This is a genomic window from Roseococcus sp. GW821-FHT12F05 (assembly GCF_058806835.1).
The window spans coordinates 39,918-62,279 of record NZ_JBXAQB010000021.1; the positions used below are offsets into that span (position 1 = coordinate 39,918).

Genomic DNA, 22,362 nt, shown 5'->3' on the forward strand with positions numbered 1-22,362 from the left:
GCGCCAAGCTCAGGAAACGCCCGGCGCGCGACTCAGTTCCATGCTGTAGGTGTAGCGACCCTCGGGATGTGTGGTGACGGTAATCTCGAACAAGCCGCTGCGCGCGCCATAGTAGCGGCGGACGACGGTGAGGGCAGGGGAGTCCGCCTCCGCTTCGAGCGCTTCCGAAAGATCGGCCGGGATGCGGCTGACGAAGATGTCCAACTCCGCATGCTCGATCGCCTCGCCGAACATCTTTGCGACCTGCTCATGCACGGGCGCGCGGCCGTGGTCGGGGCGCGTCTCCACCGCCGCGTATTTGGGCAGCACGTAGATCTCGGTCCAGGCGAGCGGCGTCGTCATTCCCAGCCCGCGGCGGATGGAGGAGATGCGGAACCAATGCTTGCCCGGCTCGCATTTCAGCAGCGCCGCGAGCGTCCGGTCGGCCGCGATCTCGGCGGAGCGCTGGGTCTCGCGCCAGGTCTCCGTCGGATAGCGCAGCCATTCCGACAGCGAGGTCACGCTATGGTGGAAATGTGCCGGCGGCTCGCTCGCCATCACCACGGAGCCTAGGCCGGCGCGCCGCTTGATCAGCCCCTGCTCGGAGACGATGCGCAGCGCATCGCGCACCGTGTGCCGCCCGGCGGCGAAGCGCAGCCCAAGCTCCACCTCGGTGGGCAGCAGCGCGCCGGGCGGGTAGACGCCGCGGCGGATCTCCTCCGTCAGCTCGGCCGCGACCTCGCGGTAGCGGGGGAGGGGCTTCGCGGACGGATCTTCGATCCGCCTAGGGCTCATCGCAGTCGATCGGGATTCCGGCATCGAGCGACCTTACCACGGCCTCGAAGCCGATCATGGTGGCGAGCACGTCACGCTCGGCGATGGCCGGCGGCGCGCCGTGCTCCACCTGGGCCGCGAAGGCGTCCAGCTCCGCGCGCAGCGAATCCTCGGGCGGGAAGGTGATGCGCTCGGGCCCGGCATTGGCGCGGCGCACCACCATCTCCGTCTCGCCCAGCACCTCGGCCGAGCCTGCGGTGCCGAAGACATGCACGCGCCAGAAGAAGGGCGTGGCGCGGATCGTGGCCATCATCCCGCTCGTGCCGTTCGCGAATTCCAGGATGACGGAGATGGAATCGCGCGGCGCCGGCGCGGGCGGATGCTCCATGAGCCGCGCCGTCACGCGCCGCACCGGGCCGAAGAGGCCGATGCAGGCGTCCAGCGCGTGCAGCCCGGCGCCGGTCATGCCGCCGCCGGGCGATTCGCCGGGCGAAACGCGCCATCCGACCGTCACCGCGTCGGAATTGAGGTTGCTGTTGTGGCCCTCGATGTGCAGGAGCTGGCCCAGCGAGCCCTCGGCGATCATGCCGCGCAGGGCCTTGATCGCGGGCCAGAAGCGCCGGTTGTGGCCGACCGCCATCGGCACGCCGGCCTGGCGGCAGGCATCCAGCATGGCGCGGGCATCGACGGTGTTGAGCGCCAGCGGCTTCTCGCAGAAGACGGCCTTGCCGGCGGCGGCCGCGGCCTCCACCTGGGCCCGGTGCAGCGAATGCGGCGTCGCCAGCACGACGGCTCGGATGGACGGATCGGCCAGAACCTCCGCCTGGGTCGAAGGCCGCAGCCCGTGCTTCGCGGCGAAATCGGCGGCCGGCGCCATCTCCGGGTCGATCGCCCGCGTGAAGCGCAGCCCGCCGCCCGAGGCCTCCACCAGCGCCCGGCCCCACCGCCCGAGGCCGAAGATCGCGGCCTCGATCACGTGGGCCGCCCGGGCCGGATCGCCTCGATCACCGCCGAGCTGTCCAGGTCGCCGCCGACGAGCGCGACCGCGTGGCGCAGCAGCTCGCGCTGCGCCGCCATCAGCGGCAGCTCCTGGCCGGATGAGCGGGCCGTTTCGAGAATCATGTCGGCGTCCTTGAGCGACTGGGCGATGCGGGATTCGGGCCGGAAGTCACGCGCGGCCATCTTCGGGCCCTTGCCCGCCATCACGGCGGAGGCGGCGGCGCTGCGCCGCAGCGCGGTCAGGAAGACGGCGGGCTCCAGCCCCAGCGCCTCGGCGAAGGCGAGCCCCTCGGCCAGGGCGGCGCGGTTGAGCTGCAGCACGAGGTTGATGCCGAGCTTGGCGCGGGCGGCGTCGCCGGCCGGGCCGAATTCCAGAAGCTGCGGGCAGAGGGCGGCGAGCAGTGCGGCATGCTCCGCGCGCGCCTCGATGTCGCCGGCCACGAGGCCCGTCGCCTCGCCGCGGCGGATCTGCGCGCTGGTGCCGGAGATCGGAAACTCGATGAACGCGTGGCCGCCCTGGGCCATGCGCCGCGCGACGGCGGCGGCGCGATCGGGCGTGCAGGTGGTGACGCAGAGGCAGGTCAGCCGGTCCGCGCCTTCCGTCAGGCCTTCGGTGCCGAACAGCACCTCTTCGACCTGCTCGGCGCTGTACACCGCGACGATCGCGGCCGCACAGGCGCGCGCCATCTGCACGAGCGAGGACGCGACATGACCGCCCTGCGACGCGAGCAGCGCGCCGCGGGCGGGATCGGGGTCCAGGCCCATCACCTCCTCGCCGGCCTCCAGCAGGCGCTCGGCGAGCGCCATGCCGACGAAGCCGAGGCCGACGATCCCGACCGTCACAGCCGGTACACCCGCAGCGCGTTGTCATGCAGCACCGCCGCGCGCTCCTCGCGGGTGAGGCCGACGAGGCATTCTCGCGTGGTGGCGATGATGGCGGCGTAGTCGGTCCAGAGCGTCTCGATCGGCCAGTTGCTGCCGAAGAGGCAGCGTGCCGGCGAAAAGATCTCCAGCGTCTCCTGGGTCACGGGCTTCCAAAGCTCGACCGAGCAGGCGTGCTCGAAGGTGCCGAGGCCGGAGAGCTTGGACACGACGTTCGGGCAGGTCGCGAGCTGCCGCATGCCCGCGCGCCAGGATTCCCAGCCTTCGGCGCTGCGATCCTCCAGCATGCCGGCGTGCTGGAGGATGAAGGTCGTTTCCGGATGCGCGCGCGCCAGCTCCGCCGCGTCGGCCATCTGGCTGGTGAAGACCTGCAGGTCGAAGGAGAGGCCGCGGCGGCCGAGCTCCGCCAGCCCCGCCAGCCAGGCCGGTTCCTTCATCAGCGTCGGGCTTTGCGCAAATCGGTAGAGCGGCGTCTCGTGCCAGTGCAACTGCTGCCGGACGCCGCGCAGGTTGGCGAAGGCGCCCTGCCGATCCAGCACCTCGCCGATATCCGGCGCGGCGAGGTTCGCGTAGCCCACGATGCCATGCGGGAAGCCGTCGATATCCGCCACCGATTGCGCCCAGGCGACCTCCTCCACCTCGGCGTCCGGTGCCACGTTGATCTGGATGAAGACCGATTTCACCACGCCCTGGGCGCGGCAGTTCTCCAGGTACTCGTCGATGAGATGGTCGCGCCGCAGTGGCCCGTAGTCGCCGAAGATGCGCGGCACCTGCGGCCCCTTGAGCCAGGGCACCGCATCCAGCCGCCAGATGTGATGATGCGCATCGACGATCGGCTGATCCGTCACTGCGGTTCGATCCCCGCCTCGCGCGCGGCCGCCGTCCACTTCACGATCTCGGCGCGGATGAAGTCCTGGAACTCCGCCGGCGTCTGCGGTGCGGTGCTGAGGCCGATCTCCGCCATGCGCGTGCGCGTCTGCGGCAGCGAGAAATAGCCGGAGACCAGCGTAGCCAGCCGGTCCACGATCGGCTGCGGCGTGCGCGCCGGTGCGGCGAAGCCGTACCAGATCGTCACGTCGAAGCCTGGCAGGAACTCGGCCATGGCGGGCAGGTCGGGCATGAGCTCGCTGCGCGTGCTTCCCGTCACGGCCAGGCCGCGCAGCACATTGGCCTGCATCTGCTGCAGCGAGATGGCGTAGTCGGCCAACGAGAAGGTCAGGCTGCCCTGGATCACATCCGCCACGGCGAGCGGCACGCCGCGATAGGGCACCGGCTCGGCCATCACGCCGCCCGCGCTCCGCAGCCGCGCCAGCGACATCTGCGCCGCGCCGGAGCCGTAGCCGCCGGACATGGTGTTCGGGTTGCGGCGCGCATATTCCAGGAATTCCGGGAAGGTCCGCGCCGGGAACTCCGGTCGCACCAGCAGCACCATCGCCGTCGTGATCGCACGGCCGATCAGGGCAAAGTCGGTGATCGGGTCGTAGGCCAGCCGCCGGAACATCGAGACGTTCGAGGCATGCGTGCTGTTGGTGATGATGCCGAGCGTGTGTCCGTCCGGCGCCGCGCGCGCGATCTCCAGCGCGCCGATGCTGCCGAGCGCGCCCGGCCGGTTGTCGATCACCACCGGCTGGCCGAGATTTTCCCGCAGGTGCTCGGCGACCAGGCGCGCGACGAGGTCCGGCCCGGCACCGGCCGGGAAGGGGACGACCATCCGCAGCGGGCGGGTCGGGTAGTCCTGCGCGGTGGCGGGGAACACCCCTCCGAGCAGGCACAGGATGGGCAGCAGGAGGCGGCGCAGGGCCCGGCGCATGGCGAATCTTCCCTTTGATGACGGGGCCGGTTGGTCCGGCCTCGCAGATAAATATCCGGATATTTGAGCTGGCGCGCAACCCTTCCCGTCGACATATTTCTGCGCCTATAGATGGGGAAGCCCGGAGCTTTATCCGGATAAAGGGAGGGGTTGATGGAGCTCGACGATCTGGCGGTCCGCGACTTGCGCGAGCGGGGCCTGGCCCTGCGCAAGGCCATGTTCGGCGAGGCCGGCGTCGAGGCGCGCATGAAGGCGGCCGGGGAATTCGGAGCGCCACTTCAGAACATCATCAACGCCTATGTCTATGGCGATATCTGGAGCCGCGACGGGCTCTCGCCCGAGATGCGCAGCCTGGTGATGCTCGGCATCACCGCCGCCTCCGACCGGACCGAGGAGTTCAAGGTGCACATGAAGGGCGCCATCGCCAATGGCTGCACGGCGGCGCAGATCCAGGGCGTGCTGCTGCTCGTCGCGATGTATTGCGGCGTGCCGGCGGCGATCCACACCCACACCATCGCCGCCGAGATGCTGGAGTCCGCCAAGTGAGCCAACTCACCGTCACCCTCGCCACCGCGACCCCCGGCGGCGGCTTTCCCGCCTATGGCGACGCCTTCGCGGGCGCCATCATGGCCGCCGATCCCTCGATCACGGTGGAGTGCCGGAACACCAAGGGCAGCCTCGAGAACGTGAACCTGCTGGCCGAGGGTTCCGTGGATCTCGGCCTCGTCGCGGGCGAGACGGCGACCACGGCGCTCAACAACGGCAAGGGCATCACCATCCTGACGGCGATGTACGCGACGCCCGGCATGTTCGCGCTGCGCGGCGACGCGCCGGAACGGACGATCGAGGAGCTGCGCGGCAAGACCATCGCCTGGGGCGCGAAGGGCTCCGGCTTCGTCGTGCTGGCGCGGCAGGTGATGGCCGGCCTCGGCCTGGACATCGATCGCGATTTCAACGCGATCCTGCTCGACAAGGCGGGCGACGGGCCGGCCATGGTGCTGGACGGGCGCGTCGCGGCGCTCTGGGGCGGCGGCGCGGGATGGCCGGGCTTCGCGGGCGTGGCCAAGGGCGAGCATGGTATCCGCTTCCTGCCGCCGAGCCCGGCGGAATGTGCACAGATCATGAAGGCGGACTCGACGCTGCAGCCCATGTCCCTGCCGGCCGGAAGCTATGCCGGGCAGGAGGCGGCGATCCCGTCCGTCGGCACCTGGAGCCTGGTGCTGGCGCGGCCGGAGCTGGACGAGGAGGCGGGCCATCGCCTCGCGCAGGCGCTGCATGCGGCGCGCGAGGATATCGCGAGGCGGCTGCCGCAGGCCTCGGAGACGACGGGGGAGAACACGCTGGCCGCGGCGGCTTCGGCGGCGATGATCCATCCGGGCGTGCGGAAGTTTCTGAAGGCGTAGCGAATTACCTTGCCGGCCGCACCGTCGCCGGGTCGTTCCGCTCATCCGACCGCGCCTCGTAGGTGATGTTGGAGCGCATCGCCCAGATCGCGTTCTGCAGGTAGAGCGGCACGATCGGATAGTCCTCCAGCACGAGGCGCGTCGCCTGCTGCAGCAGCGCCTCGCGCTTCGCGTCGTCGAGCTCCACCTCGGCCTGGCCGATCAGCCCGTCCAGCGCTGGGTTCGAGTATTGGATCCGGTTCGACGAGCCGTGCCCGCGCTCGCGATTCACCGTGCGCAGCACCGAGTTCAGGAGGACGGAAACCTCGCCGGTGGAATTGCCCCAGCTCAGCAGGTTCGCCGGCGCCTCGCGCCGCGACGCGCGGCCGATGAAGGTGGCGTAGGGCTGCGCCTCGATGGTCGTGCGGATGCCGATGCGCGTCCACATCTGCCCGATCGCCTGCACCACGCGCGCATCGTTCATGTAGCGGTCGTTCGAGCCGGCGAGCGTGAGCGAGAAGCCCTGCGGGTAGCCGGCCTCGGCCAGTAGGCGGCGCGCCGTATCAGGGTCGGCGGCCGGCACCGGCAGGTCGGGCACGTAGCTGAAGCTGTCCGGCGGCATGAACTGTGCGGTGGCGAGCGCCGAGTTCTCCATCACGCGGTCCTGGATCATCCGCCGGTCGATCGCGAGCGAGAGCGCGCGCCGCACGCGCACATCGGCCAGCGGGTTGCGGTCCAGCGCCGCGCCCGTGCTGGAGGCCAGCGCCGGCACGGGCGGCGCGCGCACGCCGTCGAGCGTAAGGTACATGGTGCGCAGGCTCGTCGTCTCGGCGACGCGGAAGCGGCTGTCGCGCCGCATGCGGCCGATATCGCTGGTCGGCACCTGATCGATGAAGTCCACGTCGCCGGCCAGCAGCGCCGCGGTGCGCGCGGTGTCGTTGGTGATGATGCGGTAGTTCACCTCGGCCCAATGGGGCTTCTCGCCCCAGTATTGCTCGTTGCGCGCCAACACGATGCGGTCGTTGTTCGTGTAGGAGACGAGGCGGAAGGGCCCCGTGCCGACGGCGACACGGCCGCTGTTGAAGTCGGCCGTGGTGGCGCCGGTGTGGATCTTCCGGCTCAGCATCACGACCTGGCTGAGATAGGTCGGCAGCAGCGGCGAGGGGCCGCTGGTGTAGAGGCGGATCGTGCGGTCATCCACCACCTCCACGCGGTTCACGGGACGGATGAGCCCCGAATAGGAGGCGCCGGGGCCGGTGACGGTCGGGATGCGCTCCAGCGTGAAGGCGATGTCGTCGGCGGTGAAGGGGGTGCCGTCGTGGAAGCGGACGCCCTCGCGCAGCCGGAACTCCCAGCCCTCGGTGCCGAGCGCGCGCCAGCTCTCGGCCATGCGGGGGTGGATGCGCGCATGCGGGTCGGTCTCGGTCAGCGTGTCGAAGATCGCCTGCGCGATCTCGCCGTTGGAGCGGAGCTGGTGGTAGTGCGGATCGAGCGAGGAGATGGGCGAGCCCACGCCCATGGTGAGCGTCTGCGCCCTGGCGCCGGCGGCGCCTACGAGCGCGCCGGCCGTGCAGGCCAGGCCGGCGGCGGCGCCGAGCAGCGCCCGGCGGACGAAGGACCGGCCAACGAGATTCCGCATGGAAAATTCCCTCCCGCGCGCCGGTTCGGCGCATTGATTATAACCAATCCGTGATCGACCGACCGACCGGTCGATCGGCCCGGAAACTAGGCTGGAGAGAGCCCCGACGCAAGACGCGAAGACCCGATTGCGAAGGCACGCATTGCGACATATGCTCGGATGAGAAACCGACCGACCGTCCGGTCAGCGGTGCGAACTTCGCCGTCGTCCGCAGAGGCGGCGGCTCGGGACAGGAAACGCTCCCATGACGAGATCCGACCGCGGCACGACCGCATCCTTATCATCTTTGCCGGCCGGCGGCGGCGTGTCACGCCGCGCCGCAATATCGGGTGTCCTGGCGGCGCCCTTCCTGGCGACGGCGGCGCGCGCCCAGGCGGACTACCCGAACCGGCCTATCCGCATGGTCGTCCCCTTCGTCCCCGGCGGCGGCGCCGACATCACGGCGCGCTTCCTGGTCGAGCCGCTGGGCGCCGAGCTCGGCCAGAGCATCATCATCGAGAACCGCGGCGGCGCGGGCGGCACCATCGGCACCGCCAATGTCGCGACCTCGCCGGCCGACGGCTACACGCTGCTCTACGGCACGCCCGGTCCGCTCATCACCAACCGCTTCCTGATGCCGAACCTGCCCTATGATTCGGACAAGGACTTTTCCCCCGTCAGCCTGCTGACCCGTGGCGCCTATCTGCTGGCCGTCCACAAGGACGTGCCGGCGCGCACCATGTCGGAGCTGCTGGCCCTCGCCCGCGCGCGGCCCGGCGAGCTCACCTTCGCCAGCGCGGGCAACGGCGCCGGCAGCCACCTCTCGGGCGAGCTGCTTTGCATGATGACCGGCGTGCGCATGACGCATGTGCCCTATCGCGGCACCTCGCAGGCCGTGCAGGACGTGGCCTCGGGCCGCGTCACCATGTCCATCGACACCTATGGCGTCATGATTCCGCAGATCCAGGCGGGCAACCTCCGCCCCGTCGCGGTGACGAGCCTGGAGCGCTTCGCCGAGCTGCCGGACGTGCCTACCATCGCCGAGACCGTGCCGGGCTTCGACGTCGGCGTCGTGAACTATGTCTGCGTCCGTTCCGGCACGCCGCGGCCGATCATCGATCGGCTCAACGCCGCCTTCGTGAAGGTGCTCGCCGATCCGGGCCTCGGGCAGCGCATGCGGGATTCCGGCAGCAGCCCGCCGGCCTCCAGCACGCCGGAGGGCCTGGCGGACATCCTGCGCTCCGAGGTGGCGAAGTGGGGTCCGGTGATCCGCCGGGCCGGCATCACCGCGGGGTGAGGGGCCGCATGGAGAGGCTTGCGGAGCGGCCGGGCGGCGTGTCATCGCGGGGCATGGACGATCTCGCCGACATCCTGGAACTCGACGCCGCCGGCAACCCGCTGCAGGGGAGGATCGTGCAGATCTTCCAGGTGGCCTGCCGGCTCTTCGCCCAGCGCGGCTTCGACGGCGTGTCGATGCGCGACATCGCCGCCGAGTGCGGCATCTCCAAGGCCACGCTGTACCATTATTTCCCGGACAAGGATTCCATCCTGCGCCCGCTGGCGATGGGCACGACGAAGTCGATCTTCGTGCATGTCCAGAAGCACGACGATCCCTCGAAGCCGCCGCTCGACCGCCTGCGCGTCTTCCTGATCGAGACCGCCGTTTTCTTCGAGAAGTTCCGCTGGGCCTGGATCGCCGGCTCGACCGCCTTCTGGAGCGACCCCAAGGCGCGCTCCCGCAAGGAGCGCATCGGCTGGCGCGACCGCTACGAGCAGCTGCTGCGCGACATCCTGCAGGCAGGCGTGGAATCCGGCGAGATCAAGGTGGCCGACGTGCGGATGGCTGGGCGCTTCGTGCTCGGCAGCATCAACTGGATGGCGCGCTGGTACGACCCCGACGGACCGCTGACCGCCTCCGACGTGGCCGACCAGTTCTGCGACATGATCGTGGACGGCATCCGCGCGCCCGCGCCACGGAAGCGCTGAATATAAGGATTGAGGGTGGGTTGCGCGCGGCTGCTGGCCGGCCTAGCTTCCCGACCGATCGGTCGGTCGAATGCCGGCCAGCAGCCATCGCGTGGCGGAGGGAACCAAGAGCATGTCATCTGACACCGTGAAATTCGAAGTGTCCGACTATATCGGCGTCGCGACGCTGAACCGCCCGCCGGTGAATGCGGTCAATGCCGAGATGAAGGACCGGCTCATCGAGATCTTCGATGCGGCGACAGACCGCGAAGATGTCCGGGTCGTCGTGCTGACCGCACAGGGCGGCATCTTCTGCGCCGGCGCCGACCTCAAGCAGCGCCCGGATCCGAACGTCCCCGGCCAGTACTGGCACCACAACCGCACCACCCGCGAGCTGGGCAACTCGATCAAGGAGTGCACCAAGCCCGTCATCGCCGCGGTGAACGGCACGGCGCTGGGCGCGGGCTTCGGCCTGATGGCCGCCTGCGACATCATGATGGCCTCGGAGAATGCGGTCTTCGGCATGCCGGAGATCGACGTCGGCCTGGCCGGCGGCGCGGCCATGATCCGCGAGATGTTCGGCAAGTCCTGGACGCGCCGGCTCATGTTCACCGGCGACCGCATCCCCTCCGCCGAGCTGTATCGCCAGGGCATCATCGACAGCATCTGGCCGCAGGACCAGCTGCTGCCCGAGGCGCTGAAGATGGCTGCGCGCATCGCCTCCAAGAGCCCGCTCGGCATCAAATACGCGAAGAACAGCTGCAATTTCGTCGAGCTGATGTCGCCGAAGGACGCGTATCGCTTCGAGCAGAACTTCACCTACGAGCTCTCCAAGACGGAGGACGCGAAGGAGGCCCGCATGGCCCAGCTCGAGAAGCGCAAGCCGAACTTCAAGGGCCGCTGAGGTATGAGCGCCACCATCGACTACGAGGCCTTCCGCGCGGAGGTGCGCGACTTCGCGCTGCAGAACTGCCCGCCGGAGATTCGCGCGGTGGTGGCGAGCTACCGCAAGCTGTCGCGGAAGATCTGGTATCCCTGGCAGAAGATCCTGTTCGAGCATGGCTGGGGCGCGCCGAACTGGCCGAGGGAGTTCGGCGGCACCGGCTGGGACACGCGCCAGCGCGTCATCTTCGACGAGGTGATGGCCGAGTGCGATTGCCCGCCGCAATACCATCACGGTCTCAGGCACCTCGGTCCCGTCATCATCGAGTTCGGCAACAAGGAGCAGCAGGACCGCTTCCTGCCCGGTATCCTGAACGGCACGGACTGGTGGTGCCAGGGCTATTCCGAGCCGGGCGCGGGCTCGGACCTCGCCTCGCTGCGCACTTCGGCGCGGCGCGAGGGCGACGAGTACATCGTGGAGGGCCAGAAGACCTGGACCTCGCACGCGCATGAGTCGGACTGGATGTACACGCTGGTCCGCACCTCGAAGGAGCCGAAGAAGCAGCAGGGCATCAGCCTGCTGCTGATCCCGCTGAACTCTTCCGGCATCACCATCCGACCGATCCGTACGATCGACGGCTGGCATCACGTGAACGAGGTGTTCCTCGACGATGTCCGCGTGCCTGTCGCCAACCGGATCGGCGAGGAAGGGCAGGGCTGGACCTACGGAAAATTCCTGCTGGAGCGCGAGCGGCTGGGCAACGCGAACATCGCTCCGCACCGCATGGCGCTGGCGCGCGTGCGCGACCTCGTCGGCAAGGAGCTGACCGGCGAGACCCGCCGTGCCGAACGCGACCTGCTGCAGCACAAGCTGCTGCTGGCCGAGGCCGAGCTGCTCGGTGCGTCCGAGCTCGGGCGGGAATCGGTGGAGGCCGTCATCGCCGGGCGCTCGCTCGGGCTGATGCCGGCCGTCATCAAGCTCAGCACATCAGTGACCATGCAGACCATCAGCCAGGTCGCGTTGGATGCGGTCGGCGAGCGCCTCGCGCCGCGCTTCGCGCGCATCGACGGCGAGGGGGCGAATGCCGAGGCGCCCGGCATCGAATGGGTGCAGAACTACATGTACGCCCGCGTGCGCACGATCTACGGCGGTAGCAGCGAGGTGCAGAAGAACGTCATCGCCAAGCAGCTGTTCGGAATCTGAAAATGGGTTTTGAAACCAAGCCGATCGTCTCCGGCGAGATGTACGACATGGCCTCCCGCTTCGCGGTGGATGCAGGCGAGGAACTGGCCTCCATCGCCGAGGCCCCCGCGCAGGCCGCCTGCATCGGCAGGCACTGGAACGCCATCGCCGAGCTCGGCTGGATGGCAACGGCCATCCCGGAGGAGCAGGGCGGCGCCGGCGGCGATCTCTCCGACCTCGCGGCGATGGCCGCCGGCGCCGGGCGCGCCGCGCTGGCGCTGCCGGTCGCCGGAAGTTGCGGCGTGGTGCCGACCTTGCTCTCGGGCCATCCCATCCTCGCCGATGTGGCGAGCGGGGCCGCGCGTGTGGCCGCCATCCTGCCGGGAGTCTCGCGCGATGCGGACGGCAAGGCGCCGAAGGCGGGGGCGACCCTCGACGGCGACGCCGTCGGCGTGGAGACGCCGCCGAACCCGACGCATCTCGCGGTGGTCGTCGACGGCGACGAGCCCCTGCTGCTCCTGGTTCCCGCCGACACCGCCGGCATCCAGACCGCGACCTTCCTCCGCATCGACTGGCGCCTCGCCGCCGATTTCCACTTCGGCCATGTTGCCGTCCAGCCCGAATGGATCATCGCGCGTGGCCCCGAGGTGCTGGAGCGCGCCGACGCCGCGCGCGACATCGGCGCGCTGCTCACCTGTATCGAGGGCGTCTCGGCGATGGGCGCGCTGGTCGAGCAGACCATCCAGTACCTGCTGAACCGCGTGCAGTTCGGCCAGCCGCTCGCGACCTACCAGGCGCTGCGCCATCGCGTCGCCGACATGTATGTCGAGTACGAGAACCTCCGCGGCATCGTGGCCCGTGCGCTGCGCGCGGCGCAGTCGGGCGAGGGGGCCTGGCAGGCCATTGCCTTCGCCAAGCTGCGCCTCGGCGAGGCCGGGCGCGCCGCCGCGGAATCCGCCATCCAGTGCCATGGCGGCATGGGCATGACGGAGGAGCTGCCGGCCAACCGGCTCTGCAAGAGACTCATGATGGCCGAGTTCGAATACGGCAATCGCGTGTTCCACGCGTCGCGCCTGCTCGCGGACCAGGAAGGCTGAACATGCACAATCTGGAAAAGATGTTCCGGCCGCGCTCGGTCGCGGTGATCGGCGCCTCGGCCGATCCCGAGAAGCTGGGCGGCCGCGCGCTCTGGCACATCAAGGAGCTGGGCTTCCAGGGGAAGATCTACCCCATCAACGTGACGGCGAAGGAGGTGCAGGGGCTACCCGCCTATCCCAGCGTGCTCGACCTGCCCGAGGTCCCGGACACGGCGATCATGGTCCTGCCCGCGAAGCTCGTCGCGAAGGCGCTGGAGGAATGCGGCCAGAAGGGCATCAAGCTCGTGCAGGTGCTGTCCTCCGGCTTCGCGGAGGAGGGCGGCGAGGGCATCGCCATGCAGGCGGAGCTCGTCGACATCGTGAAGCGGCACGGCCTGCGCATCACGGGGCCCAACGCGCTCGGCAGCATCAGCCCGCCGGATGCCTATTTCGCCACCTTCTCGAGCCTGCTCGCCACCGCACGGCCTGGTCCCGGGACGGTCGGCGTGGCCACGCAGAGCGGCGCGTATGGCTCGCACATCTACGCCGTGGCCGGCTTCCGGGGCGTCGGCATCAGCCGCGCCATCGCGACGGGCAACGAGGCCGACATCGACGTTGCCACCTGCATCGATTACCTGGCCGACGATCCTGGCACGGCGGTCATCTGCGCCTCGTTGGAGGGCTGCAAGGACGGCGCCGGTCTGCGCCGCGCTCTGCTGAAGGCCGCTGCCGCGAAGAAGCCGGTCATCATCATGAAGGTCGGCAGCACGGAGGAGGGCGCCGCGGCCGCGGCGACCCACACGGGCTCGCTGGCCGGCGAGGACCGGATCATCGACACGGTGTTCCGCGAATGCGGCGCCATCCGTGCGCAGTCGATCGAGGAGATGATCGACATCGCCTATGTCTGCTCGATCGCCCCGCTGCCGCCGTCGCGCGGCGTGGGTATCCTGAGCGTCTCGGGCGGTCTCGGCGTGCTGATGGCCGATGGCGGTGTGAATGCCGGGCTGAAGGTCCCGGCCATGTCGGACGAGGTGCTGGCGACGATCCGCGAGATCCAGCCGCCCGCCGGTGGCCGCAACCCGATCGACACGACGGCGCAGCTCAACGGCCGCATGCATATCTTCGAGAGCATCAGTCAGGCGATGCTGGGCGGAGCGGAGCTCGGCTCCTTCGTCTTCTACCTCGCGCATCTCGGCCGCGACCTGCGGCGCTTCCCGCCGCTGGAGAAGGCGCTGACGGAGCTGCGCAAGGCCGCGCCGGACCGGCTGGTCGTCGCCGTCATGACGCATGTCGACGAAATCCGCCTGAAGCTGGAAGCGGCCGGCATCCCCGTCTTCGAGGACCCGTCGCGTGCCATCCGCGCCATCGCGGGCGCGACCTTCGTGCGCGAGCTGCAGGCAGCGGCCGTTGCGGCGCCGGAACTCGCGAAGGGCCCGCCGATCGTGCTGGCCTCGAGGAACGAGGCGGCGGCAAAGGAGCTGCTGGCGCAATCAGGCGTGCCGGTGCTGCCGGAGAGGGCCTGCGCCACGGCCGCTGAAGCGGCTGCGGCGGCGACCTCGATGGGCTTCCCGGTGGTGCTGAAAATTCTGTCCGACGACATCCCGCACAAGACGGAGGTCGGCGGCGTGCTGCTGAATGTCGCGGATGCCGCGGCAGTCGCCGCCGGCTTCGACGAGCTGTTCCGTCGTGCGGGCGAAAAGAAGCCGCAGGCGAAGCTGGACGGCGTGCTCGTCGCGCCGATGGTCTCCGGCGGCGTCGAGACCATCATCGGCGTGCAGCGCGACCCGGTCTTCGGCCCCATGGTCATGTTCGGCCTGGGCGGCGTTTCGGTGGAGCTGTTCAACGACGTGGCCTTCGCCACCGCGCCGCTGACGCCCGAGCGCGCCGAACAGCTCATTGCCGCTGTGAAGGGTGCTAAGCTGCTCGACAGCTTCCGCGGCCGTCCGCCGATGGACAAGGCCGCGCTGGTGAAGGCCCTCGTCGCCGTCTCCGAACTGGCCGTGGCGCAGCAGGACGTCATCGAGAGCGTCGAGATCAATCCCTTCCTGGTGCGGCAGGAGGGTGCCTACGCCCTCGACGCCCTGGTGGCCCTGCGCGGAGAATCCGCCGGCCACTGACATCGCATGTTGCGGATGCGAGACACCTCCGTCAGGATTGCTCCCGCATCCGAAAGGCGCAGCCCCGATGAACCAGATCAGCACGCCCGACCGCTACGGCCAGGATTTTCTCTCCCTCCTCCGCGACGGCCCGCCTGTGCGGACGATCGAGGAGGAGCGCCTGCACCGGAAGCAGATGCTGGCGGCGACCTTCCGCCTCTTCGCGCGCAACGGCTACGACCAGGGCCTCGCCGGCCATGTCACGGCGCGCGACCCGGAGCGGCTGGACCATTTCTGGGTCAACCCGCTCGGCTTCCATTTCGGCCGCATCCGCGTCTCGGACCTGATCCTGGTGAATGATGACGGCGAGGTGGTCGAGGGTTCCCATGCGGTGAACCGCGCGGCTTTCGCGATCCATTCGGCGATCCATGCGGCGCGGCCGGATGTGATCGCCGCCGCGCACACGCATTCGACGCATGGCAAGGCCTTCTCGACGCTCGGGAAGCTGCTGGATCCGCTGACGCAGGATTCCTGCGAGTTCTACCAGTCGCACGCGCTCTTCGACGACTTCACCGGCGTCGTGCTGGAAGAGGAGGAGGGCCAGCGCATCGCGCAGGCTCTCGGCCCGAACAAGGCGGCGATCCTGAAGAACCATGGGCTGCTGACGGTGGGCCAGACGGTCGAGGCGGCGGCCTGGCGCTTCATCGCCATGGACAATTGCGCACGGGCGCAGCTGCTCGCTGAGGCGGCAGGCACGCCGCAGCTGATCCGGCCGGAGATCGCGGAGCTGACGGCGACGCAGATCGGCAACGAGAAGGGCGGAATCCTGAATTTCTATCCGCTGTGGGACAAGATCACGTCGGAAGAGCCGGATCTGCTCACGTGACTGAGAGGGGCTCCGCCCCTCCCAGCGTTGTCTCCGCTTCGCGGCCAACCCCCGCCAGGGCTTTATGCCCTGGACCCTTTAACTGATCGAAGATCCAAGAAACTGAGTTTTCTTGGTGGGGGAGTTTGAGGGGGCAAAGCCCCCTCAATCCATCGAAGCCCCGGACGCCCGGATGATCGGCGTCCACGCCGCCAGCTCGTCCCGCACATACTGCTGCGCGTCATCCAGAAAGACGCGCCCCGGCGCCGTCGCCGATTCTGCGTAGCGCCGCAGCAGGTCCGGCGATTGCAGCGAGTCCCGCGCAGCCGCCGCCAGCCGTTCCAGGATCGGCCGCGGCGTGCGCGCCGGCGCCGCGATGCCCGACCAGCCATCCACCACCAGTGAGGGGTATCCCAGCTCCACGAAGGTCGGGATATCCGGGAAGCTGGGCACGCGCTCCGGCCAGCTGTGCGCCAGCGGTCGCAGCGCGTTGCTGCGGATGTTCGTGCTCGCCGCCGTCAGGCTGTCGATCATCATGGGCAGCGTGCCGCCGATCACGTCCGACACCGCCTGCGCCGAGCCGCGATAGGGCACGTGCGTCATGCTCAGCCCTGCCGCCTGGAGGAAGCGCACCATCACCAGATGCGGCATCGAGCCGATCCCTGAAGTGCCGTAGGAGTACCGGTCCGGCTCGCGCTTCACCGCCTCGACCAGCTCGGCGACGCTGCGGATCGGCAGGTCCGGCCGCATGAGGATGAGGTAGGGCGTGCTCATCACCATCGCGACATGGGCGAAGTCGCGGTCCGGGTCCCAGCCCGCGCGGTCGCCCTGCAGCACCTTGCCGACGATCATGGAGCTGATGACGGAGAGCACCAGCGTGTAGCCGTCGGGCGCGGCGCGCGCGACCTGGCCGGTGCCGACCATCGCCCCGCCGCCAGGACGGTTCTCGACGACGATGCTCTGGCCGATCCGGCGCGACATCTCCGCCGTGACGATGCGCGCGATGATGTCGGTGGTGCCGCCCGGCGCGAAGGGCACGACGAAGCGGATCGGCCCGGCCTGCGGCCAGGGGGCCTGAGATTGGGCCTGCGCCAGGGCCGGCGTGGCCAGGGCTGCCGGCAGCAGCCCGAGGGCGCGGCGCTTCAGCATCACGCCACCCCCGCCGCGAGACCGTCGCGCTGCGGGTCCGCGCCGCCTTCGAGGCGGCCGTCCCACATCGTGATCCCGTGCACGCCGGCAAAGGGGAAGGTGGCGGCGGTGCGCTTCACCTCGTAGCCCATGGCCTCGACCTCGCGCTGAACCGCGCGCGGAATGCGGTTGCCGATATCGATCGCATCGCTGGTCGCGCTGAAGCGCGGTGCGGAGATCGCCTCCTGCATGCCCATGCCGAAATCAAGCAGGTTCACGATCACCTGGGCCACCGCGATGGGAATCCACGCGCCGCCCGGCGCGCCCAGGGTCGCCACGGCCTCCGTGCCCTCCAGGATGATGCTCGGCGTCATCGAGGAGAAGCGCCGCTTGCCCGGGGCGATGGAGCCGGCGCGGCCCGGCCGTGGATCGCACCAGTTCATGGCGCCGTTCAGCATGAAGCCCGTGCCGGGCGGGATGACGCCCGAGGGCACGCCCAGCGTGTGCGTCATGGAGACGACCATGCCGTTGCCGTCCACGCAGGAGATGGTGGTGGTGTGCTTGGAATCGGATTCCGTGCGCGGCAGATGGTACTTTTCCCCTGCCAGGATCGCGGCGGCGCGCTCGTCCGCATAGGCGTCCGAGAGAAGCCGCTCCAGCGGCGGTGGCACGAAGCGCGGATCGCCGATGTGGAGGTCCTTGTCGCGGCCGGCGACCTTCATCGCCTCCGCCACCACGCGCAGGTACCCGGCGCTGTTGTGGCCGAGGGACGGCAGGTCGAAGCGCTCGAGGATGCGCAGCATCTCGGCCACCATGATGCCGCCTGCCGGCGGGGCCGGCACGGCGATGGTGCGGCCGCGATAGTCGATGGTCAGCGGCGGCCCGATCTCCGGCGCCATGCCCGCGAGGTCGGCGGCGGAGAGCAGCCCGCCATGCGTCTCCATGTCCGCGACGATCTTGCGCGCGATGCTGCCGGTGTAGAAATCCTCGGCGCCTTCGCGGGCGAGGATGCCCAGCGTCGCGGCCAGGTCGGGGTTGCGCACAGAGTCGCCCACGCGCTTCGGCGATCCGTCCGGACGCAGGTAAAGGCGCTTGCCGTCCTCGGTGAAGGCCAGCTTGTCCCGATAGGGCAGGCGGCCATAGCCCGCCTCGTCCAGCGCGAACATGGTGGCGACGTGCGGGCGCACCAGCCAGCCCTCGTTGGCGATCGCGATGGCGGGATCGAAAAGCTGGGCCCAGGGCTTGCTGCCCCAGCGGCGATGCGCCTCGGCGAAGACGCGCAGGATGCCCGGCGTCGTCACCGCGCCGTGTCCGAGCTCGTTCACGTGGCCGGTGAGCACATAGCCGTAGCCGTCGGAGCATTCGCGCTCGAAGGCATTGGCCCACATCATCTCCGTACAGGCGCCAGGGCAGGTGGAGAGCCCGTTGATGACGAGATGGTCGCCCGTCTTCGGATCGAGGATGTGCAGTACGCCGAGCCCGCCGATGCCGCACATCATGGGGTCGACGACGCCCTGAGTCAGCGCGCAGGCGAGCGCGGCGTCGAGGGCATTGCCGCCGGCGGCGAGGATGGCGGTGCCGGCCTCCACCGCCTCGGGCTGCGGTGCCGCGATCATGGCGCGCGGGGCGGGGATGCGGCGTTCGGGACGGGCCATGCTTTTCACTCCGCCTTGATGCCGCGGCGGCGGATGAAGGCCGCGATCTCGGCGCTCTCCGTCTTCGCCCGGTCCTGGATGGCTTCAGCGCTGCCCGAGACCGGCTCCAGCACGACCTCCCGCAGCTTCTGGGTCACGGCCGCGCTGTCCACCACGGCGCGCGTGGCAGCATTCAGCCGGCCCACGATGGCTTGCGGCATGCCGGCCGGGCCAACGAAGGCGTACCAGCCGGGGAGGGTGATGTTCCCGAGCCCGGCCTCAGCCAGCGTGGGCGTGTTGGGCAATGCAGGCGAGCGCTCGCGCCCCAGGGTCACCAGCGGCACGACCTGCCCGGCCTCAGCGGCCTGCAAGGCGCTGCCGAGCGGCGTGAACATGCCGTCGACATCGCCCGCGATGATCGCCGTCAGCGCCGGCGCCGAGCCGGCGAAGGGGACGTGGGTGAGGCGGATGTTCGCGCGCTCGGCCACCATCTCCATGCCGATATGCGTGGAGTTGCCGATGCCCGCGCTGCCGAAGGTGATGCGCTCCGGCTCCGCGCGGGCGCGCTCCACATATTGCTGCATGCTCGTGATCCCCGTGCGGCGGCCCACGATGATCGCGTAGGGCGTGTCGGCGATGGGCGCGATCCAGGAGAAGTCGCGCCAGGGATCGTAGGGCAGGTTCGCGAAGAGGTTCGGGTTGAAGCTGAAGATCGAGACGCCGCCCAGCAGCATGGTGTTGCCGTCGGGCCGCGACTGCTTCAGCGCGTTGATGGAGACGATGCCGTTCGCGCCCGGCCGGTTGTCGATGACGACGCTGCGGCCGAGCTCGCGCGCGAGCGGCTCGGTGAGCAGGCGGGCGAGCACGTCGGTGGCGCCGCCCGGCGGCTGCGGGATGATGATGCGGAGAGCCGTCTCCTGCGCCCGGGCGATGGCCGGCGCGGCGAGGAGGAGCGCGGCCGCCCGGCGCGCGATGGGGTAAGTCATGGTGCGGGTCCTTTGAGGATGCGCAGGATGGGGGCGACGGCCAGCGCCGCCAAGACGTTCAGGACGGGCAGCTGCGCCTCCTGATAATGACCGGCCGCATCCAGCAGGTTCAGGGCGCCGAGGGTCTGTCCGTCCCAGCGCACCGGCACGTTCACTGCGCCCTCGCAGCCGAGGGCGAAGATGATCTCGTGGTCGAAGAAAGCGCGGACGATGTCGGCGCGGTCGCGGCAGAAGCGCGCCTCCCCCGCTTCGACCACGCGGGCGAAAAACTCGCTGGTCCGGTCGATGGGCTTGTACCCGCCGACCGGGTATTCCGCCGGCCGGCTGGAGTGAAAGCGCCGGTTCACGCCGCGCGCATGGTCCAGCACCAGCACGGTGAAGAGCCGATGGCCCACCAGCTCCCCCGCCGCCGCTTCGATCGCCGCCAGCCCCGCCTCTGGCTGCCCCGGAGCGGCCAGAGCCTGCGCGACGCCCTCCAGATTCACAGGATGGTCTGCGAGGCGAGGGTCTTGGGCGAGTGCGTGATCACCTCGGGCGCCGCGCCCACGATCACCGTGTCGTCGTGCCGGAAGCCGCCCAGGCCCCATTGGTACAGGCCGGGCTCGGCCGAATAGACCTCGTTCTCCAGCAGCGGGCGGTGGTTGAAGGCCATGTCCTCGGGGAACTCGTGACCCATCGTGCCCATGCCGTGGCCGGTGCGGTGCAGGATCAGATCGGCGACCCCGGCCTTCTCGATCACCGCCTGGGCCGCTGCGTCGATGCCGCTGACGGGCTTGCCGGTGATGGCCGCCTCGCAGGCCGCCTCGTTGGCCGCGCGCGCCGTCTCGAAGAGGAAGGCCTGCCGCTCCGTGGGCCTGCCGCAGAACCAGGTGCGCTCGTTCTCCACCACCAGCCCGTTCACGCGGGGGATGACGATGTTCACGAGACCGTCGCCCTTCTCGATCCGTTGGCCGGAGGAGCGCCCGTCGCCATGCGGCGCGCAGCTTGCCGGGCCGGAGAGCGTCCAGCAGCGCATGATCTCGAGGTGCTGGCCCGGGAAGCGGTTCGCGGATTCCTCGGCGAGCCTCGCGGCCATGGACATGTCGAGCTCCTGCACCAGCCGGCCGGGGCGGATGTTCTCCCGATATTGGTCCTGCACCCAGTCGGTGAGGGCGGCGATCTCGCGCAGCAGCTGCAGCTCCTCCGGATGCTTCACCCAGCGCAACTGCCGGCAGCCGGCGGTGGCGCCTTCGAGCTTCAAATGCGGCAGCAGCGCCGTGGCGCGGGCCAGCATGCCGCCCGCGGCATCCGCGCCGATCCGCGCCTTGGCGAGCCCCGCGCGGCGCAGCCGGTCGGCGACGAGTTGCGGCCATTCCGTCACCAGCGGCAGCCGGTTCGCGAGGCGCGGATGCTCGGCGTAGAACTCCGTATCGGTCACCCAGAGCTTCTGGGCCTCCAGCCCGAAGCGCCAGTGGTTGGTCGAGAGCTCGCACAGGACTGCGAAGGGCTCGCCGTCGCGCGGCACGATGCAGAGGATCGGCCGCTCCCAGGGCTGCACGTCGGTGGCGAAATTGGTGGCGAACTGGAAGAAATCGGCTCCGGTGAAGGCGAGCGCGTCATAGCCCTCCCGGTCCATCAGCTCGCGCATGAGGGCGAGGCGATGGTCGCGGACGGCGGTGCTGAGGGTCATCGGACGGGTCCCGTGGATTCGGATGGATCTCCCGGGACGATGGCATGGCGGCCGGCATGCGTCATGCCGGCCTTGCCGCCGCCCTCCCGACGGGCGACATCAGGCGGACAGGAGCCTGACATGAACGAAACCCCCAAGCCGCGCGGCGAGCTGCAGATCCGTCAGCTCGCCATGCCCGCCGACACCAACCCCGCCGGCGACATCTTCGGCGGCTGGGTCATGGCCCAGATGGACGCGGCGGGCGGCATCGCGGCCGCGGGGGTCGCGCAGGGCCGCGTGGTCACGGTGGCCGCCTCCACCATGGTCTTCATCCAGCCGGTGAAGGTGGGCGACGTGGTCTGTGTCTACACCCAGCTCGCACGGGTCGGGCGGACCTCCATCACCTTCGACATCGAGGCCTGGGTGCTGCGGCAGCGGATCGGCGACCGGGTGAAGGTCACCCAGGCGGAGTTCACCTTCGTTGCGGTGGACGAGAACGGAAAGCCGCGGCCGGTGCCCCCTCAGGAAACGCCCCCGCAGAATTCATCGCCCTGATGTTCGGGGTGTTACCTTCGGGACAGTTCCGGCGAAGGAGGCGTGGTTGCCTGCCGCCTCCACCGGAAGCCAAGGAAACACCCAGATGATCCGCCTGTTCACGATGATGTCGCTCATGGCCGGCGTCGCGGCCTGCGCCGCCCCGCCGCCGAGCGAGGCCCTGCGGGACCGCCCCGTCTCCACCGGGGCCTCCCGCGACGCCGCGGAGCTGGCCCGGCCCGGCGGCCAGCCGGTGCCGGTCAACTTCAACCCGCTCGATACCGGCGTCTCGACGATGCCCGGCTCGGGCGGCGGCGGCTACTGAGGCTCATCGCTCCGGACGGCGACGTCCGGAGCGCGGCCGCTCAGGCCATCGCGCGCGAGAGGCGGCCCGCGCTCCGCGTTGCGCGGATGCCGAGCCACACGAAGAGGACCAGCACCACCACCTGCGCGATGGCGAAGGGCGGCTCCGACTGGGTCGGCGCCAGGACGTTCAGCGCCGGGATCTTCGCGAAGGCCTGCGCCACCAGCACGAAGACCAGGAAGTAGAGGCTCGCCACCATGCCGACGGCGTCCGCCTTCCGCCAGCCGCCGCCGAGGCCGAAGGCGTAGCGCGCGGCCAGCACCACCGCGAGCACGAGCAGCGCGATGCCGCCGACGATGTGCGAGGGCAGCACGCCGCTGAAGGGGAAGAGGTAGCCGGTCGCGCTCGTCAGGATCGCGGTGGCGAGGAACAGCACGGTCCAGAAGGGCGTCGTGCCTGCGCGCAGCAGCTCGTAGACCACCACCACGCCCGCCGCGATGGCGATGAAGCTGAGGGCGGTGTGGATGGTCACCAGATCGAAGGCCATGAATGAGTCTCCTGTAGGCGGTGCGGCCGGTCCGGGGATGGCTGCATCCCGTTGCTCTTCATCCTTCCCG

Annotated in this window: 23 protein-coding genes; 11 read left to right on the forward strand and 12 right to left on the reverse strand. The window is 69.9% G+C overall.

Annotated elements, in window-relative coordinates:
• Window positions 1–9: 9 nt before the first annotated feature.
• From AC1ROY_RS31590 to AC1ROY_RS31610, 5 genes are read right to left on the reverse strand one after another with little or no spacing between them, the layout of a single operon-like run.
• A complete protein-coding gene (locus AC1ROY_RS31590; RefSeq protein WP_493152924.1) occupies window positions 10–774 on the reverse strand; it encodes a GntR family transcriptional regulator in 765 nt (254 codons plus the stop codon).
• Complete coding sequence (locus tag AC1ROY_RS31595) at window positions 764–1,729, reverse strand: Gfo/Idh/MocA family protein (RefSeq protein WP_493152925.1); 966 nt, start codon at window positions 1,727–1,729, stop codon at window positions 764–766. Before AC1ROY_RS31595 ends, AC1ROY_RS31590 begins: the two co-directional genes overlap by 11 nt.
• Window positions 1,726–2,595, reverse strand: a complete 870-nt coding sequence (locus AC1ROY_RS31600; RefSeq protein ID WP_493152926.1) for an NAD(P)-dependent oxidoreductase — start codon at window positions 2,593–2,595, stop codon at window positions 1,726–1,728. Before AC1ROY_RS31600 ends, AC1ROY_RS31595 begins: the two co-directional genes overlap by 4 nt.
• Entirely contained in the window at window positions 2,592–3,482 is an 891-nt protein-coding gene (locus AC1ROY_RS31605) for an amidohydrolase family protein (RefSeq protein ID WP_493152927.1), read from the reverse strand. The genes AC1ROY_RS31600 and AC1ROY_RS31605 overlap by 4 nt, the downstream gene beginning before the upstream one ends.
• Window positions 3,479–4,444 (reverse strand): Bug family tripartite tricarboxylate transporter substrate binding protein, encoded by a 966-nt coding sequence (locus AC1ROY_RS31610; RefSeq protein ID WP_493152928.1) that lies wholly within the window; start codon window positions 4,442–4,444, stop codon window positions 3,479–3,481. The genes AC1ROY_RS31605 and AC1ROY_RS31610 overlap by 4 nt, the downstream gene beginning before the upstream one ends.
• A gap of 153 nt (window positions 4,445–4,597) precedes the next feature.
• Here AC1ROY_RS31610 and AC1ROY_RS31615 point away from each other — a divergent pair, with 153 nt between their 5' ends.
• Together AC1ROY_RS31615 and AC1ROY_RS31620 are read left to right on the forward strand one after the other, a co-directional pair.
• Complete coding sequence (locus AC1ROY_RS31615) at window positions 4,598–4,990, forward strand: carboxymuconolactone decarboxylase family protein (RefSeq protein WP_493152929.1); 393 nt, start codon at window positions 4,598–4,600, stop codon at window positions 4,988–4,990.
• A complete protein-coding gene (locus AC1ROY_RS31620; protein ID WP_493152930.1) occupies window positions 4,987–5,847 on the forward strand; it encodes a TAXI family TRAP transporter solute-binding subunit in 861 nt (286 codons plus the stop codon). The genes AC1ROY_RS31615 and AC1ROY_RS31620 overlap by 4 nt, the downstream gene beginning before the upstream one ends.
• 4 nt (window positions 5,848–5,851) lie before the next feature.
• On the opposite strand, the gene AC1ROY_RS31625 is transcribed toward AC1ROY_RS31620, so the two are convergent.
• Window positions 5,852–7,465: an ABC transporter substrate-binding protein gene (locus AC1ROY_RS31625; RefSeq protein WP_493152931.1), complete on the reverse strand. Its 1,614-nt coding sequence runs from the start codon at window positions 7,463–7,465 to the stop codon at window positions 5,852–5,854.
• 304 nt (window positions 7,466–7,769) lie between these two features.
• Between AC1ROY_RS31625 and AC1ROY_RS31630 the strand changes: the two genes are divergently transcribed.
• The 7 genes from AC1ROY_RS31630 to AC1ROY_RS31660 all read left to right on the forward strand — a co-directional run bounded on the left by AC1ROY_RS31630 (window position 7,770) and on the right by AC1ROY_RS31660 (window position 15,532).
• Window positions 7,770–8,741 carry a Bug family tripartite tricarboxylate transporter substrate binding protein gene (locus AC1ROY_RS31630; RefSeq protein WP_493152932.1) on the forward strand — a complete coding sequence of 324 codons (972 nt, stop codon included), beginning with the start codon at window positions 7,770–7,772 and terminating at the stop codon, window positions 8,739–8,741.
• Window positions 8,742–8,749: 8 nt separating this feature from the next.
• Entirely contained in the window at window positions 8,750–9,430 is a 681-nt protein-coding gene (locus AC1ROY_RS31635; protein WP_493152933.1) for a TetR/AcrR family transcriptional regulator, read from the forward strand.
• 112 nt (window positions 9,431–9,542) lie between these two features.
• Entirely contained in the window at window positions 9,543–10,313 is a 771-nt protein-coding gene (locus AC1ROY_RS31640) for an enoyl-CoA hydratase/isomerase family protein (RefSeq protein ID WP_493152934.1), read from the forward strand.
• Between the two features lie 3 nt (window positions 10,314–10,316).
• The gene (locus AC1ROY_RS31645) at window positions 10,317–11,495 is read left to right on the forward strand and encodes an acyl-CoA dehydrogenase family protein (protein WP_493152935.1); all 1,179 of its coding nucleotides are present in this window, start codon (window positions 10,317–10,319) and stop codon (window positions 11,493–11,495) included.
• Between the two features lie 2 nt (window positions 11,496–11,497).
• A complete protein-coding gene (locus AC1ROY_RS31650; protein ID WP_493152936.1) occupies window positions 11,498–12,571 on the forward strand; it encodes an acyl-CoA dehydrogenase family protein in 1,074 nt (357 codons plus the stop codon).
• A gap of 2 nt (window positions 12,572–12,573) precedes the next feature.
• A complete protein-coding gene (locus tag AC1ROY_RS31655; RefSeq protein WP_493152937.1) occupies window positions 12,574–14,667 on the forward strand; it encodes an acetate--CoA ligase family protein in 2,094 nt (697 codons plus the stop codon).
• A gap of 67 nt (window positions 14,668–14,734) precedes the next feature.
• The gene (locus tag AC1ROY_RS31660) at window positions 14,735–15,532 is read left to right on the forward strand and encodes a class II aldolase/adducin family protein (RefSeq protein ID WP_493152938.1); all 798 of its coding nucleotides are present in this window, start codon (window positions 14,735–14,737) and stop codon (window positions 15,530–15,532) included.
• Between the two features lie 144 nt (window positions 15,533–15,676).
• Here AC1ROY_RS31660 and AC1ROY_RS31665 read toward each other — a convergent pair whose 3' ends face one another.
• Genes AC1ROY_RS31665 through AC1ROY_RS31685 form a run of 5 tightly spaced genes read right to left on the reverse strand, consistent with a single transcriptional unit; the run spans window position 15,677 to window position 20,928 of the window.
• On the reverse strand, window positions 15,677–16,660 hold the full coding sequence (locus tag AC1ROY_RS31665; protein ID WP_493152939.1) for a Bug family tripartite tricarboxylate transporter substrate binding protein: 984 nt from the start codon (window positions 16,658–16,660) through the stop codon (window positions 15,677–15,679).
• The gene (locus AC1ROY_RS31670; protein ID WP_493152940.1) at window positions 16,660–18,294 is read right to left on the reverse strand and encodes a gamma-glutamyltransferase family protein; all 1,635 of its coding nucleotides are present in this window, start codon (window positions 18,292–18,294) and stop codon (window positions 16,660–16,662) included. Before AC1ROY_RS31670 ends, AC1ROY_RS31665 begins: the two co-directional genes overlap by 1 nt.
• Window positions 18,295–18,299: 5 nt before the next feature.
• A complete protein-coding gene (locus tag AC1ROY_RS31675) occupies window positions 18,300–19,259 on the reverse strand; it encodes a Bug family tripartite tricarboxylate transporter substrate binding protein (RefSeq protein WP_493152941.1) in 960 nt (319 codons plus the stop codon).
• Window positions 19,256–19,744 (reverse strand): GAF domain-containing protein, encoded by a 489-nt coding sequence (locus AC1ROY_RS31680; protein WP_493152942.1) that lies wholly within the window; start codon window positions 19,742–19,744, stop codon window positions 19,256–19,258. Before AC1ROY_RS31680 ends, AC1ROY_RS31675 begins: the two co-directional genes overlap by 4 nt.
• Window positions 19,741–20,928 (reverse strand): M24 family metallopeptidase, encoded by a 1,188-nt coding sequence (locus AC1ROY_RS31685; protein WP_493152943.1) that lies wholly within the window; start codon window positions 20,926–20,928, stop codon window positions 19,741–19,743. Before AC1ROY_RS31685 ends, AC1ROY_RS31680 begins: the two co-directional genes overlap by 4 nt.
• 120 nt (window positions 20,929–21,048) lie before the next feature.
• Between AC1ROY_RS31685 and AC1ROY_RS31690 the strand changes: the two genes are divergently transcribed.
• Together AC1ROY_RS31690 and AC1ROY_RS31695 are read left to right on the forward strand one after the other, a co-directional pair.
• Window positions 21,049–21,462, forward strand: coding sequence for an acyl-CoA thioesterase (locus AC1ROY_RS31690; RefSeq protein ID WP_493152944.1), 414 nt, complete (start codon window positions 21,049–21,051; stop codon window positions 21,460–21,462).
• A gap of 85 nt (window positions 21,463–21,547) precedes the next feature.
• Window positions 21,548–21,766 (forward strand): hypothetical protein, encoded by a 219-nt coding sequence (locus AC1ROY_RS31695; protein WP_493152945.1) that lies wholly within the window; start codon window positions 21,548–21,550, stop codon window positions 21,764–21,766.
• A 40-nt stretch (window positions 21,767–21,806) separates the two neighbouring features.
• Here the strand turns inward: AC1ROY_RS31695 and AC1ROY_RS31700 are convergent, their stop codons facing one another.
• The gene (locus tag AC1ROY_RS31700; RefSeq protein WP_493152946.1) at window positions 21,807–22,292 is read right to left on the reverse strand and encodes a hypothetical protein; all 486 of its coding nucleotides are present in this window, start codon (window positions 22,290–22,292) and stop codon (window positions 21,807–21,809) included.
• Window positions 22,293–22,362 lie beyond the last annotated feature (70 nt).